This is a genomic window from Tessaracoccus yangjingae, assembly GCF_054483935.1.
The window spans coordinates 1,904,524-1,919,534 of record NZ_CM137014.1 but is presented as its reverse complement, the minus strand read 5'-3'; the positions used below and the strand labels follow the sequence as shown (position 1 = coordinate 1,919,534).

The following is a 15,011-nucleotide window of genomic DNA, read 5'->3' as shown; positions in this document are numbered from 1 at the left end:
ACGGTGAACGGGCCGACGACCTGTCGACCAAGGGCGCCGGCGAACAGCCCGGCTTCGACGTCGCCGCAGCGACGCGCAGCTTCCACCGGAACGACGAACAGTTGACCGCAGCTTCACCCGCACAGCGAAGTGTTCACCCGAACGCGACAGCAGTGCCGTCGTCCGCTCCCGGCATACCCCATCTCTAGATGTCCGATACACCCCTTGCACTGTCGGTTCGCTGTGGCGGGGGCGAGTGCGGGTTCAAAGGGGGTATGACGGCGTCTCTGCACAAGCTGACGGCTGGGTCGGGGTATGACTACCTGACCCGGCAGGTCGCTGCGCAGGACTCGACGGAGAAGGGGCACGCGACGCTGACAAGCTACTACACCGAGAAAGGTGAAGCGCCCGGACGGTGGGTCGGCACCGGCCTGGACGCACTGGAAGTGGAGCCGGGCAGCCCGGTGTCGGAGGTGCAGATGCGGGCCTTGTTCGGGGCGGGGAATCACCCCGACATGGAGGCCCGCCTCGCGGCCCTGCCGAAGGGCGCCACCGTCGAGCAGATCCGCCACGCGGCGCGGCTGGGGTCCCCGTTCAAGGTGCACGAGGCGGCCACGATGTTTCAGCAGGAGGTGGCGATCCGATGCAGCCAATGGGCTGCTGCGAACGGTCTGGGCAGCGACGCCACGGTCCCCGTCGATGTCAGGGCTGGGATCCGGAACGAGCTGGCCACGGCGCGGTTCGAGACCCGGATGGGACGGGCGCCGAGCAGCCTGGAGCTGTCGTCGGAGGTGGCGCGCCTGACGCGGAGCGCGACGACGGCCTGTGCGGGGTTCGATGTGACGTTCACGCCGGTGAAGTCCGTCTCGGCGCTCTGGGCGGTCGCACCGCAGGCGATGGCAGCGCAGATTGAGGAGGCTCACAACGCTGCCGTCGCCGACGCACTGCGGTACTTGGAGGAGCGGGTGCTGTACTCGCGGAGGGGTGCGGGTGGGGTGCGGCAGGTCGAGGTGACCGGCCTGATCGCGGCCGCGTTCACGCATCGGGATTCGCGGGCGGGGGATCCGAATCTTCACACCCATGTGGCGATCGCGAACAAGGTCCAGACCCTGGACGGGCACTGGTTGGCGATCGACGGCCGCCCGCTGCATGCGGGGATGGTCAGCGTCTCGGAGGTGTACAACACGCAGTTGGAAGCCCACCTCACTGCCCGTCTCGGTGTGCGTTTCGCTCCGGATCTGACCCGTGATCCGGCGAAGCGACCCGTCCGGGAGATCGTCGGCGTCCCGGAACAACTCCGGGAGGCGTGGTCCAGCCGTCGGGCTGCGATCGTGGCCCGTCAGGCCGAGCTCGCCGTTGACTTCCAGCGCGCCCATCACCGTCCGCCGACCCCGTCCGAAGCGATCGCGTTGGCGCAGCAGGCCACGTTGGAGACCCGCCAGGCCAAGCACGAACCCCGCAGCCTCGACGAGCAGCGGACCACCTGGGCAGCGCAAGCCGCAGCGGTCCTCGGCGCCAACGGCGTGACGCGCCTGTTCGCCGACGTGCACGCCGCGGGCCGCGTCGCCAGGCCGGCGGCAACGGCGGAGTGGGTCGAGCAGGTGGCTGATGAGATGGTGCAGCGGATGGGTCTGTCGCGTGCGTCGTGGACGGTGTGGCACCTCCAGGCGGAAGCCTCCCGGAGAGCCAGGGAACACGCCACCAGCCCCGACCACGCGACCCAACTCACCGCCGAACTGCTGGCTGCAGCGACCGATCGCTGCATCGCGCTGGAGGGGTGGGTGGATCCGATCAGCGACCCGCAGGTGCTGCGTCGCTCCGATGGTCAGTCGGTGTACACCACCGTCGGCAGCCCACGGTTCACCTCCACCGCCGTAATCGAAGCCGAACAGACCATCACCGACGCAGCGACCCTCCTCGACGGCCGGACAGCAAGCGAGGCGGACGTGTCGCTGGCGCTACTCTCGGCGACCGCCAACGGTATGACTCTCACCGCCGGGCAGGTCGCTTTGGTGCGCGAGATGGCTACCAGCGGAAGGCGGGTTCAGCTCGCCCTCGCCGCCGCCGGCTCCGGGAAAACCACCGCCCTGGCAGCCCTGGGGCACGCCTGGCAGGACAGCGGCGGAACCGTGATCGGGCTCGCCCCCTCCGCCGTCGCCGCCCGGTTACTCGCCGACCACGTCGGCAAGGCGACGACGCTGGCGAAGGTCGCCTACGACCTCCACCACCAACCCCTAAACGTCAACGCGACGATCGGACCTGACACGCTGATCATCATCGACGAAGCCGGCATGGCCGACACCCCCACACTGGCCGCAGTCATCGACTTCGCGGTTGAGCGGGGTGCGTCGGTGCGTCTGGTCGGGGATGATCAGCAGCTAGCCGCAGTCGGCGCCGGAGGGGTGTTGCGTGACATCGCCCACAGCCACGGCGCCGTGCAGCTCACTGAGATCATGCGGTTCGTTGATCCCGCCGAAGCAGCCGCCTCCCTGGCGCTGCGCGACGGCCGACCCGAGGCACTCGGCTTCTACCTCGACCAGCAGCGGATCCATGCAGGCTCGGACGAAACCGTCCTGCGCGACGCCCTCAACGGCTGGCTCCGAGATCGCACGGCAGGACTCGACACGGTGATGCTCGCCGGCACCCGCGACCAGGTCGCCCAACTCAACCAGTGGGCCCGCGAGCACCGCCTCACCGTCACCGGCGGCCAGGCGGAGGGCCCCGTCGCCGTGCTGTCGGACGGGAACCTGGCCTCCGTCGGGGATGTGATCGTGACCCGGCTCAACGACCGCCGATTGTCGATCAGCGCGACTGACTGGGTGAAGAACGGCGACCGCTGGACCGTCACCTCAGTCGAAACCTCTGGGGCAATCCGCGCGCAGCATCGCGTCACCGGGCTGAGGGTCAGCCTGCCCCCGACCTACGTGACCGAAAACGTGGAGTTGGGCTACGCGGTGACCGTCCACGGCGCCCAAGGAGTGACAGTCGACACCACCCACACCGTCCTCACCGGCGCCGAGTCGCGACAGCAGCTGTATGTGGCGATGAGCCGAGGACGCCACGCCAACCATGCCTACGTCGAGGTGGTCGACGGCGGCGGGGAGAACTCCCCGATCCACCCCGCCACCCTGCGGCCGGTCACCGCCGGCGACATCCTCGAATCCATCCTCGCCCGCGACGGATCCGCCCGCTCCGTCACCACCGAAACCCGCCACGCAGGAGACCCCCACACCTGCCTCGGCCACGCGGTGGCCCGCTACGCCGACGCGCTGAGCGTCGCCGTCGAACACCTCCACGCCGACGCCGCACGCGAGCTGGATCAGCATGCCGACGACGTCGTGGACCAGCTCACCTCCAGCCCAACCTGGCCCACCCTGCGCGCCCACCTCCTCTTGCTCTTGGCAGCCAGCGAGACGTCCCCTTCACCGCTTCAGCTGCTGCGTGACGCCGTCGATGCGCGCGAACTGTCGAGCGCCCAGGATCCGTCGGCAGTGCTGACCTGGCGACTCCCCCACCCCGACACAGACGGGCCACTCCCCTGGCTCACCGGAATCCCCCAGCCCCTCGCCAACCATGACCAGTGGGGCCCCTACCTCACCGCACGGGCCTCCCAGGTCCGTGGTTTCGCCGCCGAAGTCCGCGACGCCACCGCTGCCATCGGGCGGCCGGTGTGGGCGTTGCCGGGTCAGACGTTGACCTCGTCCAGCATCGCGGAGGTGGAGGTGTGGCGGGCCGCGTGGCAGGTTGAACCCGCCGACCGCCGACCCACCGGTGCGCTGCAATTGGGCGCAGCCGCGCACCACTGGCAACAACACCTCACCGACCGTCTCCGACCCGCCCACCCCGTCGCGATCTGGACCGACCTACTGCGCGACATCCACCCCGACCTCTCCCGTGACCCCTACGCCCCCGTGCTCGCCCACCGCCTCGCCGCCCTCCACAACGCCGGGGTGCCGATCACCGAGCACCTCGCCGCAGCCGTCGCCGACGGACCGCTGCCCGCGGAGCATCCCGCGGCAGCGCTGTGGTGGCGCCTCGCCCGACACCTTGCTACCGCCGACGCGCCCACACTGCCTGCTTGGGAGGGGTCGCTCGTCGAGCGTCTCGGCTACCAGGCCGCGGCCGATCTGGAAGCCAGCCCCTGGTGGCCCCACCTCGCTGCCGCCATCAGCCACGGCACCGACCAGGGCCTCCACATCGAGGACCTGATCGCTCCCGTGGCGGATGTGTCCGGGTTCGATGATGCGTGTCAGGCGATGCTGTGGCGCGCCCACCAGGGCACCACCACCCCACCACCGGACGAGGTAGAGCCGCCACATCCCGACGAGCTGCCCCCCGACGGGATCGAGGACATCGACTGGTCCACCCGCACCGCCGACCTCGCCGAAGCCGCCCGGCTGCGGGAACGCACCGACCCAGACTTCACCGACCTCGAGCTGCGACAAGCCTTCGCCGCCGCCGACCGCTGGGCCGACACCCCCCACACCCCGGAACGCCTCGCCCAAGTCACCGAAGCTGCAGCAGTCTTCTTCGAGGCCCAGCTGCCCGGCAGCTGGAGCCACCACTACTTGACGCAGCGATTCGGGCAGGACCTCGCCGGCAACCCCCGGTTCAGGATCGGACACGCACCCGCCGGATGGACCAACCTCGTCACCGACCTCCGCAAACAAGGATTCAACACGCCCGAACTCCTCGCCGCAGGAGTGGCCACCACCACCCGGCAGGGCAACGTGATCGACAGGTTCCGCGACCGCGCCATCCTCCCCCTCCACCACGACGGCGTCATCGTCGGGTTCGTCGGCCGCCGGCATCCGCACGCCGGGGATGAGCAGGGCCCGAGGTACCTCAACAGCCCAGCCAGCCCACTGTTCGCCAAGCGGGAAGTGCTCTACGGCCACCACCTCCTCACCCCGGAGGCTGTGCCGGTGATCGTCGAAGGACCGATGGACGCGATCGCGGTCACCCTCGCCAGCCACGGCGCCTTCATCGGCGTCGCACCCCTCGGCACAGCCCTGACACCGGAACAGACACTCCTCCTCCGTGGCAGGCCGACGCCGCTGATCGCCGCAGACGCCGACACCGCGGGACACACCGCAGCCGAGAACGCCTTCTGGCTTCTCGCCCAGCACCGCCACGACCCCCACCGAGTCGTACTGCAAGCCGGCGCCGATCCGGCCCAGCTTCTCGAACAGCAGGGACCCACCGCTCTGCTCGAAGCGCTTACCGGCGCCACGACAGCGCAGGCGATGCTGATGGTCCGCGACCGCGTCAGGTTCCTCGACCCGACCGACGCCGTCCGGCAGATCGCGGAAATCACTGCAGCCCGCCCCGCCACCACCTGGGGCGAAACCCTTCACCTGATCTCCACCGAGCTGTCCAGCCATCTGGCGGGGCGGATCAACGCGTGGACCACCACGCCCTCGACGGCTGGCGACATCGCCCGGGAACAAACCCGCGCGATGCGACGCCGCCTCGACCAACACCCCGCAGAACGCTGGCAACCGTGGGCCACCGCAACCAATCCCCGACTGCCCTCTACCGACGAGTGGAAGGCGATCGCCCACCGCCTCGACCAGCTCCACAGCCAAGGCGTCGACACCAGTTCGCTGTCCGGTTACCTCAAGGGCGTCCCAGCGGCGGTGGCGGTGGCGACCTTGACCGGGCAGAGGCCCGGCGGGCCGACGGAGATCGACTGGCGCCCCTGGGCTCGGACGGTCCAACCAGACCTGCTCACGGCCCCGAACTGGGCGGAGACCAGCGCACACCTGACCCACCTGCAGCCCTACGGAGTCAACTACGATTCCCTCGCCCACACCCTCACCGGCCGCACACCCGACCAGATCGCCAGCGGCTTGCGGCGGATCCTGATGCACCACCTTCAGGCACCCACCCAGTCGACGTCGACAACGCTTCCCGCCACCCGAACCCGGACGATCAACCAGAGGGCTCCGAGCATCTAGACAGACCCAGACGGCACCCAAATCGGCGGGACGAGAAGGGCCGAACCGCTCCTGCTGGGGGCAAGGACCCGGTGATGAGCCCGGATGTCCTGCTGAACCGCAGCATGCTGGCTCTGCACTCGATGCACAGTCGATCCGGCAGGGACTGGGCTGGACCTTGCATCAGGCGCAGCACGAGGTGGGGAGTTCATTGCGGAAGAGGTTCGCTGTGAGGCGGATGCCTTCGGCCATGGTGAGGTACGGGGCCCAGGTGTCAGCGAGTTGGGTGACGGTGAATCCGGCTTTGATGGCGTAGGTGGCGGCGAGCATGATCTCGCCGGCGGTCTCGGCGAGGGCGTGGATGCCGAGGACTTTGCCGGTGTCGGCGTCGGCGACGATCTTGATGCCGCCTCGGGTGTTGTGGTTGGTGATGGCTCGGGGGACGTCGGACAGTGGCAGGTAACGGCAGGCGCACCGGTACCCGGCGGCGATGGCTTCGGCTTCGGTCATCCCGGCGGAGGCGAGCTGTGGCGAGGTGAACAGTACGGCGGGCATCCCGGTGTAATCGACGTGCTCGTGGTGGTGGCCCAGCGCGTTGCCTGCTGCGATCCTCCCGGCCATGGCGGCGACGTACACGTACTGGGGCGCGTCGGTGACGTCGCCGGCGGCGAACACGCCTGGATTTGTGGTCCGCTGGTGTTCGTCGACGCTGATGAAGCCGCGGTCGTCGGTTGCGATGCCGGCGCTTGCGAGGTTGAGTCCGTGGGTGCGCGGGGTGCGGCCCGTGGCGATGAGGACGCGTTCGCCGACGGCCTCTCTCGCTGTGTGGGTGCGCACCCGGACCCGGGCTTGGTCTTGGGTGACCGCGACGGCGCGGTCGTCGATGACGGTGATCCCCTCGGCCTCGAAGGCTTTGCGGAGCGCGGAGGATGATTCCGGCTCGGCATGCGGGGCGAGCCGGCCGACGATGGTGACCTGGACACCGAGGCGGGAGAAGAGTTGGGCTTGTTCGAGCCCGACGAAGCCGCCGCCGATCACTACCAGCGAGGCGGGCAGTGCGGCGAGCGCCATTGCGGTGGTCGACGTGAGGTAGTCGACGTGCTCGAGGCCGGGGATGGCCGGCACGTGAGGTTCGGCGCCGGTGGCCACGAGATACGCCCCGGCATGAACCGGCCGCCCGTCGACGAGGAGGGTTGCCGGGTCTGCGAACGAGGCGATCCCGGGGAGAATGTCGAACCCGTACGCGGCGGCGACGTCTGCGTATTTGGTCTGGCGGAGCTTGCCGACCATGTCTTCCTTCTGCCGCATGAGCGCGACGAGGTCGACGCTGCCGGCGGACGTGGGGACGGCGGGGAACGGGTTCGAGAGGGCCGCGTGGCGGGTGTGCGCGGCGGCGAGGAGGGTCTTCGAGGGCACACAGCCCACGTTCACGCAGGTCCCGCCGAGCGTTCCCGACTCGATCGCGACCACGCTGGCCCCTTCAAGTCGAGCATGGATGGCGGCTGACATCGCCGCCCCGCCTGTGCCGATCACTGCGAGATCGAACTCGTTGTGCAGCGTCATGAATGTCTCCTCCGGGTCGGCCGCCCCTGCGGCCGCATTCCGTCAGAATGGACCTTCAAGCATGCTTGAAGGTCAAGCCGGCGTGGAGGTGCGGGATGCTGATCGGCGAGCTGGCGGAGAAGGCGGGGACGAGGCCGTCGACGCTGCGATATTACGAGGAGCGTGGGCTGTTGCCGCCAGCCGTGAGGACGGCCTCTGGGTACCGCAGCTACGACGATGGCGCGGTGCAAAGGCTCCAGTTCATCGACCGGGCCCGCGCGGCGGGTCTGACCCTCGCGCAAATCGCGGAGATCCTCGATGTTCGAGATGCGGGGGGCTTGCCCTGCGCGCATGTTCGGGACTTGCTTGACCGCCAGCTGGTCGACATCGAGGAGCAGCTCGCGCGGCTCAATCTTCTGCGTGCCACCATCTCCGGGCTTCGAGCGCACGCGGCAAAGACAACTTCGGAGGCCTGCGCACCCGAATCGATCTGCCGATACCTCTGAGCCCGGCCGGCTGCGCTGCCTGCCTTCCGCAGCTCGGGAATGAACCCAGCGCCGCGGCAGTGGCATCGGTACGCCGTGATTGCCGAGGAGACCCTCCGAGAGCCGACAGATCTGGGTTACTTCTGCGGGGCTTGTCGGCGGCTAGGTACAGACTCGGTCAAGGTCTTCTCAAGATGCTCTTCAGAACCGGGATTTTGGCGATTCAGGTCGGTGGCGGTCGGTGAGGATGGGGCGGTCATCCATCCTGAGGAGTTCCTGAATGCGTCGCATGTTGAGCACCGCCCCCGCCGCCGCCGTGGTCGTGTGGGCCATGGTCGGTCTCTCACCGCAGGCGGTGGCGAATGAGTGGACCGAGCCTCCCACAGCGACCGCGACGACCAGCAGCCATCCCGGCGTCGCCGGTGACCAGCCCTCTGGGCATGGACACGAGGCGGCGGTTGAGGGAAGCGCACCCGGCTCGACCCCGGCACCCGTGACAACCTCAGCGCTGCCCGCTCCGGCTCCCGCTGAGCACTCTGAGCATGGCGAGGGCCACAATGCTGCGTCCGGGGAGCAGACGCCGGCGGCCGGCGATGAGGCCGCGGCTGAGGAGCATGGCGGCGGCGCCGCCGAGGAGCATAGCGAGGCTCCTCCGGTGGAGCGGCCTCGGGCTCTGGTGTTGGGCGGGTTCGGTGTGTTCAACGGCGCCGTCATGCTGTACGCGGCTGTGTTGCGCCGGAAGAAGGCCCCCGACCACAAGCGCCGCCGTGACGCGCGCGCCGCCGCGCCGACCACCAACACCGGCACCGCCGCGAAGGAATCCTGATGAGCACTCCCACGTTGCCGAGACTCGAAGGGCCTGGCGAGAAGCCCGTGGACCGGCCGGGTCCGGTGTTCCTCGACCTGGACGAGAGGCCGGACCTCACTCCCCCACCGGTGGGCCGGAATCTGATGCGCATCCCGTGGGTTGCCCGGGTGCTGCGGAGCCGGCTCTACCCCGGCATCATCCAGGTCCCCGTAGCAATGGTGTTCGGCCTGGTCGCGTACCAGTTGCTGGTGGGTCCCGACTCTGCCCACGACAACGCCGGCACCGCGTTGATGTGGGTGCTGTGGTGGCCGCTGATCCCGATCGTGTTCGTCCTGCTCGGTAGGTTCTGGTGCGCCGTGTGCCCGTTCGGATGGCTCTCGGACCAGGTCCAGAAGCTGGTGGGCGTGAACCAGCCGGTCCCGGCCTTCCTGAAGAGGTACGGCATCTGGATCATCGACGCCTCCTTCCTGCTGATCACCTGGGCCGATCATGTGTGGGGCATCGTGGAATCGCCGTGGGGCTCGGGTGTCCTGCTCCTGCTGCTGACCAGTGCCGTGATCGTCTCCGGAGCCCTGTTCCAGCGCCGCACATTCTGCCGCTACCTGTGCTTCCTGGGCGGCCTGTCGGGCAACTACGCCCGCACCGGCATGGTCGAGCTTCGCGCCGACGCAGGCATCTGCCGCACCTGCACGGCGCGGGCCGCCTGTTACAACGGCAACGACAAGGTCGCCGGCTGCCCCCTGTTCACGTTCCCCCGCACCATGGACACCAACGCCAACTGCAACCTGTGCGCCAACTGCATCAAGGCGTGCCCCAACGATGCGATCCAGGTGCGGCTGCGGAAGCCGACCAGCGAGCTGTGGTTCATCAACAAGCCCTCGGTGGAGGAGTCGTTCCTCGCGATGGCGATCATGGGCATCGTGATCGTTCAGAACGTCACCATGTTGGAGGTGTGGAACACGGCGCTGGCATGGCTGGAGGCCACCACCGGCATCACGAACTACGCCCTGATCTTCACCGTCGCGTTCGCCGTCGCGGTCAGCCTCCCGGTCGGGCTCCTGGTTGGTGCGTCGCGTCTGGCGGCCGGCCGCAACCTCGAAAGCACCATGAAGAACTTCGCCCGGTTCGGCTACGCCCTGATCCCCCTCGACGTCGCCGGACACATCTCCCACAACCTGTTCCACCTGCTGGCCGAGGGCGGATCGGTGATCACCACCGTCGCGGCACTGTTCGGGATCACCTACGGCGCCGAGTCGCCGGCCCTGGCCAGCAACCTCACCATCCAGATCCTGCAGTTCGCCCTGCTCGCGTTGGGCATCGCCGGCTCCCTCTACACCGCGTGGCGCATCACCCGCCGCCGCTACCAGACGGCTAAGCGCCGGACCAGCACCTTCGTGCCCATGGCTGTCCTGGTGGCGTTCCTGGGTGCGGTCAACATCGTCTTGTTCCTCCTCCCCATGGCGCACCGCATGTAAGGGGCCGCCGTCTGGACCCGCACCCACGCCTGACACCATCTTCCCTACCCGACCTTCCCGGAGGAACTCATGACCACTGGCCCGCAGTCCGCGTGCGTGGACGGAAACGAGGCCGCCGCGCAGATCGCCCACCTGCTCTCAGACGTGGTCGCGATCTATCCGATCACCCCGGCCTCCGGGATGGGCGAGCTGGCCGACGCCTGGTCCGCCGCGGGGCGCACGAACCTGTGGGGTGCTGTGCCTGAGGTGGTGCAGATGCAGTCCGAGGCGGGCGCCGCCGGTGCCCTGCACGGGGCGATCCTGAAGGGCACGCTGGGGACCAGCTTCACCGCCAGCCAAGGGCTGCTGCTGATGCTGCCCAACATGTACAAGATCGCCGGCGAGCTGACACCGGCCGTGATCCACGTCGCTGCCCGCACGCTGGCGACCCACGCCCTGTCGATCTTCGGCGACCACAGCGACGTGATGGCCGCACGCGGCACCGGCTGGGCCATGCTCTGCTCCGCCTCAGTCCAGGAGGCACACGACTTCGCCGCCGTTGCCCACGCCGCCACCCTGACCAGCCGAGTCCCGTTCCTGCACTTCTTCGACGGCTTCAGAACCTCCCACGAGATCGACCGCATCACCCTGCTCCCCAGGGAGGACGTGCGGGGGCTCGTCGACGAGGGCGCGGTGTCTGCGCACCGAGCCTCAGGGCTCAGCCCCGATGCCCCCACGATTCGCGGCACCGCGCAGAACCCGGACGTGTTCTTCCAGGCCCGCGAGGCCGCGAACCGCTTCCACGACGCCGTACCGGAGACGGTCCAGACCCTCTTCGACGATCTCGCCGACCGCACGGGACGGCGTTACGGGCTCGTCGACTACGCCGGCGCGCCCGATGCCGACCGGGTCCTCGTCCTGATGGGCTCCGGAGCCGGTGCCGCGACGGAGACGGTCGAGGCGCTCGCCGCCCGCGGGGAGAAGGTGGGCGTGTGCACCGTGCGGCTGTACCGGCCCTTCCCGGCCGCCCAGCTGCTGGAGGCGCTGCCCGCGACGGCGCGCAGGGTCATGGTGCTGGACCGCACGAAGGAGCCCGGAGCCGTCGGCGATCCGTTGTACACGGACGTGATCGCGGCGCTCGCCGAAGGTGGTCGCGGCGATGTCCTGGTCACCGCCGGCCGCTACGGTCTGGGCGGTAAGGAGTTCAACCCGGCCATGGTCAAGGGCCTCTTCGACGAGCTGGGCCGCGACACTCCTCGTCGGCACGTCACCGTCGGGATCGTCGACGACGTGACCGGCCTCTCCGTCGATCCCGACCCCTCGTTCACTGTGCCCCAGGCGCCGTTGCAGGCCGTGTTCTACGGCCTGGGCTCCGACGGAACGGTCGGCGCGAACAAGGCGACGGTGAAGATGGTCGGGAGGCACACCGACCTCCACGCGCAGGGGTACTTCGTCTACGACTCGAAGAAGGCGGGGTCGATCACCGTCTCCCACCTGCGCTTCGGTCCGGATCCGATCCGCTCCACCTACCTGATCGATCGGGCCGACTTCGTCGCCGTCCACCAGTTCCCGTTGCTGATGCGCCGACGGGTGCTCGACACCGCGCGACAGGGCGCGATCGTCCTGCTCAACTCGTCCTATCCGGCTGAGAAGGTGTGGTCCCACCTGCCCGTCGAGGTCCAGCAGGGCATCATCGACCGCGACCTGAAGCTCTACGTCGTCGACGCCTACCGGATCGCCCGCGACAACCACCTCGCCGGCCGCATCAACACCGTCATGCAGACGTGCTTCTTCGCCCTCGTGGACCTGCTGCCCACCGCGGACGTCGAGGAGATCCTCTGCACGTCGGCGCGGCAGGCGTACGGGTCGAAGGGGGGCGAGGTCGTCGCCCGCAACGTGGCCGCCATCGGTGCCGCGCTCGGAGGCCTGGAGAGAGTGGCCGTGCCGAGCACTCTCAAGGGCGCCCTGCGTCGCATGGAGCCCCTGCCGGGACACGCGCCCCGCTTCGTCCGCGAGGTCACCGCACTCATGCTCGACGGCGACGGCGACCTCCTGCCCGTCAGCGCCATGCCGGTCGACGGGGTCTTCCCCACCAACACCGCCAGATGGGAGAAGCGCGGCCTCGCCACCGAGGCCCCGGTGTGGGACGCCGACCTGTGCACCGGCTGCGGGAAGTGCACCATCGTCTGCCCACACGCGGCCATCCGCATGGCGGTGTTCGATCCTGCTCACGACCGTCCGCTCCCCGAGCAGTTCCCCACAGCCAGATTCACCTCCCGCGAGCTGCCCGGGCACCGCCTCACCCTGGCCGTCTCACCTCTGGACTGCACCGCCTGCGGCCTGTGCGTCGAGGCCTGCCCGGTGGCCGACAAGCTCAACCCCGCCCACAAGGCCTTGCTGATGGAGCCCATCGGCGACCGGCTCACCTTCGACCAGGAGCACTTCGCCGCCGTCGAGGAACTCCCCCAGCCGCCCCGCTCCGCGCTCAAGACCAACACGGTCAAGGGCTCCCAGCTGCTGGAACCCCTCTTCACGTTCTCCGGCGCCTGCTCCGGATGCGGGGAGACGCCCTACCTGAAACTCCTGAGCCAGCTCGCCGGCGACAGGCTCATCCTCGCCAACGCCACCGGCTGCTCCTCCATCTTCGGAGGAAACCTGCCCACCACCCCGTGGTCGACCGATGCCTGCGGGCGCGGCCCCGCGTGGGCGAACTCCCTGTTCGAGGACAACGCGGAGTTCGGCCTCGGGATCAGACTCGCCGCAGACCATCAACACAACCAGGCCCGCGAGTTGCTCGCCCGGTGCAGCGACGCCGTCGGCACCGACCTGGCCGCCCGCATCCTCGACGCTCCCTCCGACGGCGAAGACCTGTCACGGCTGAGGCGCGACATCTCGCGCCTCAAACTCCGCATCGCAGGCCTTGACCCCGCCGACGGATCCGACCTGGCCCGCCTCTCGACCCTGGCCGACGAACTCGTCGACCGCACCGTGTGGATCATCGGAGGCGACGGCTGGGCCCACGACATCGGATTCGGCGGCCTGGACCACGTCCTCGCCTCCGGACGCAACGTCAACATCCTCGTCCTCGACACCGAGGTCTACTCCAACACCGGCGGACAAGCCTCCAAAGCAACCCCGCGGGGAGCGATCGCCAAATTCGCCTCAGGCGGGAAAGGCACCCAGAAGAAGGACCTCGGCCGCTTCGCCCTGACCTACCGCGACGTCTACGTCGCCCAGATAGCCCTCGGCGGAAACGAGATCCAGACGGTCCGGGCCCTCCAGGAGGCCCAGCAATGGCCCGGCGTCTCACTGGTCATCGCCTACGCCAGCTGCATCGAACACGGCATCGAAATGGTCCAATCCCTTCACCACCAGAAAGCAGCCGTCACCAGCGGCCACTGGCCCCTCTACCGATCCCGGCCCGCCACAGACGAACGACCCGCGGCCTTCTCGCTCGACTCAAAGCCACCCACCCGCCCCGTCCGCGAGTTCGCCCTCGCCCAGACCAGATTCGCCCGGCTCCAGCGCACCGACCCCACCCGCAGCGAACACCTCCTCACCCAGATGCAGCAAGACACCGACGACCGCTGGGCCCACTACCACGGCCTCGCCTCCCCAACCCCCTGATCTGCATCTCCCGAGTCAGTCGCAGGCTCAGGACAGTCCCCGGCGGACAGTCAGTGACGGAACACCGATGCATGGATGTAGAGGGAATCTTTACTCCGCAGGCGCGAGGATCCTTACATGTGACGGTCAAGCTTGTTCCATCGGGTGGTCACGGGACCACCCACTCGGTCCAGGAGGATAGACATGATGGGTTACGGCGGTTTTGGCGGGATGGGGTGGGGCGGCATGGTCGGCATGGTGCTGCTGTGGGCGGTGCTGATTGGTCTGGTGGTGTGGGCGGTGACCAGGCTCTTGCCGACGCGCCCCTACGGTGGCGGCATGCAGCCCGGGCCGGAGACGCCGGAGGAGATCCTGGATCGTCGGTTCGCCCGCGGCGAGATCGACGTCGAGACGTATCAGGTGCAGCGGGCTGCGCTGGCCTCGGCCCGGGGTGAACGCTGATGACTGGGCGTGGCCTGACTCAGGCCGGCCCCCGCTGGCTGGCGTGGCTGGTGTTGGTGGTCGCGAGCGTGCTGTTCGTAGCCTCGGTGGTCTTTGCCGCTTGGGGAGGTGCTCGCCCTTACCCTGGCGCTGCCGGTGTCACGCCGAACTGGGACGGGCATGGTCCGATGATGGGAGCCAACGGTCGCGGGTGGGGCGGACCGTCGGGCGGAATGATGGGCGCTGGGGGCGGCTCCATGATGGGCGGCTCCATGATGGGCGGCGGGGTGTGGCTGGCCGGCGACGGTGTCCGAGTCGACACCATCACCCAGGCAAGGGCTCGCGCGAAGCAGGCTGCGGCGGTCAGTGGGCTCATACCTGGCGAGGTGATGCAGTTCACCAACAACTTCTACGTCGAGTTGAGGAACGCCTCCGGTGAGGCCACCACCGAGGTGCTCGTGGACCCGGCCACCGGTGCGGTGTCCACCGAGTACGGGCCGGCCATGATGTGGAACACCGGCAGCCGGACCGCGGCCCTGTCCGCGGATGAGGCCGTCGCGATCGCCGACCGATGGCTGCAGGCCAATGCCGCCGGCGAGACGGCGGCGGGCATGGCCATGGCGTATCCGGGCTACTACACCGTCGACACCGCCTCAGGCGGTACGACAGTGGGCATGCTGTCGGTCAACGCCACCACCGGGGCAGTCTGGTACCACACGTGGCACGGCGAGTTCGTCGCGGAGGAGGACGCTTGAGC

General features: G+C 68.9%; 9 protein-coding genes. 7 read left to right on the top strand and 2 right to left on the bottom strand.

The features are described 5' to 3' along the window. Positions 1 to 254 precede the first annotated feature (254 nt). Positions 255 to 5,939 carry a MobF family relaxase gene (gene mobF, locus ACX1D3_RS08405; RefSeq protein WP_458993504.1) on the top strand — a complete coding sequence of 1,895 codons (5,685 nt, stop codon included), beginning with the start codon at positions 255 to 257 and terminating at the stop codon, positions 5,937 to 5,939. 162 nt (positions 5,940 to 6,101) lie between these two features. On the opposite strand, the gene merA is transcribed toward mobF, so the two are convergent. After that, a complete protein-coding gene (merA, locus tag ACX1D3_RS08400) occupies positions 6,102 to 7,481 on the bottom strand; it encodes a mercury(II) reductase (protein WP_458993503.1) in 1,380 nt (459 codons plus the stop codon). Positions 7,482 to 7,576: 95 nt separating this feature from the next. Between merA and ACX1D3_RS08395 the strand changes: the two genes are divergently transcribed. Then, a complete protein-coding gene (locus ACX1D3_RS08395; protein ID WP_458993502.1) occupies positions 7,577 to 7,966 on the top strand; it encodes a heavy metal-responsive transcriptional regulator in 390 nt (129 codons plus the stop codon). Between the two features lie 481 nt (positions 7,967 to 8,447). Here the strand turns inward: ACX1D3_RS08395 and ACX1D3_RS08390 are convergent, their stop codons facing one another. Next, positions 8,448 to 8,585 carry a hypothetical protein gene (locus tag ACX1D3_RS08390; RefSeq protein ID WP_458993501.1) on the bottom strand — a complete coding sequence of 46 codons (138 nt, stop codon included), beginning with the start codon at positions 8,583 to 8,585 and terminating at the stop codon, positions 8,448 to 8,450. A gap of 15 nt (positions 8,586 to 8,600) precedes the next feature. Between ACX1D3_RS08390 and ACX1D3_RS08385 the strand changes: the two genes are divergently transcribed. The 5 genes from ACX1D3_RS08385 (at position 8,601) to ACX1D3_RS08365 (ending at position 15,009) form a co-directional block, all read left to right on the top strand. Further along, the gene (locus ACX1D3_RS08385; protein ID WP_458993500.1) at positions 8,601 to 8,771 is read left to right on the top strand and encodes a hypothetical protein; all 171 of its coding nucleotides are present in this window, start codon (positions 8,601 to 8,603) and stop codon (positions 8,769 to 8,771) included. After that, entirely contained in the window at positions 8,771 to 10,228 is a 1,458-nt protein-coding gene (locus ACX1D3_RS08380) for a 4Fe-4S binding protein (RefSeq protein WP_458993499.1), read from the top strand. The genes ACX1D3_RS08385 and ACX1D3_RS08380 overlap by 1 nt, the downstream gene beginning before the upstream one ends. 69 nt (positions 10,229 to 10,297) lie before the next feature. Next, positions 10,298 to 13,834 carry a pyruvate:ferredoxin (flavodoxin) oxidoreductase gene (nifJ, locus tag ACX1D3_RS08375; protein ID WP_458993498.1) on the top strand — a complete coding sequence of 1,179 codons (3,537 nt, stop codon included), beginning with the start codon at positions 10,298 to 10,300 and terminating at the stop codon, positions 13,832 to 13,834. A gap of 183 nt (positions 13,835 to 14,017) precedes the next feature. Continuing rightward, entirely contained in the window at positions 14,018 to 14,275 is a 258-nt protein-coding gene (locus ACX1D3_RS08370; protein WP_458993497.1) for an SHOCT domain-containing protein, read from the top strand. A 167-nt stretch (positions 14,276 to 14,442) separates the two neighbouring features. Next, positions 14,443 to 15,009, top strand: a complete 567-nt coding sequence (locus ACX1D3_RS08365; protein ID WP_458993496.1) for a hypothetical protein — start codon at positions 14,443 to 14,445, stop codon at positions 15,007 to 15,009. Positions 15,010 to 15,011 lie beyond the last annotated feature (2 nt).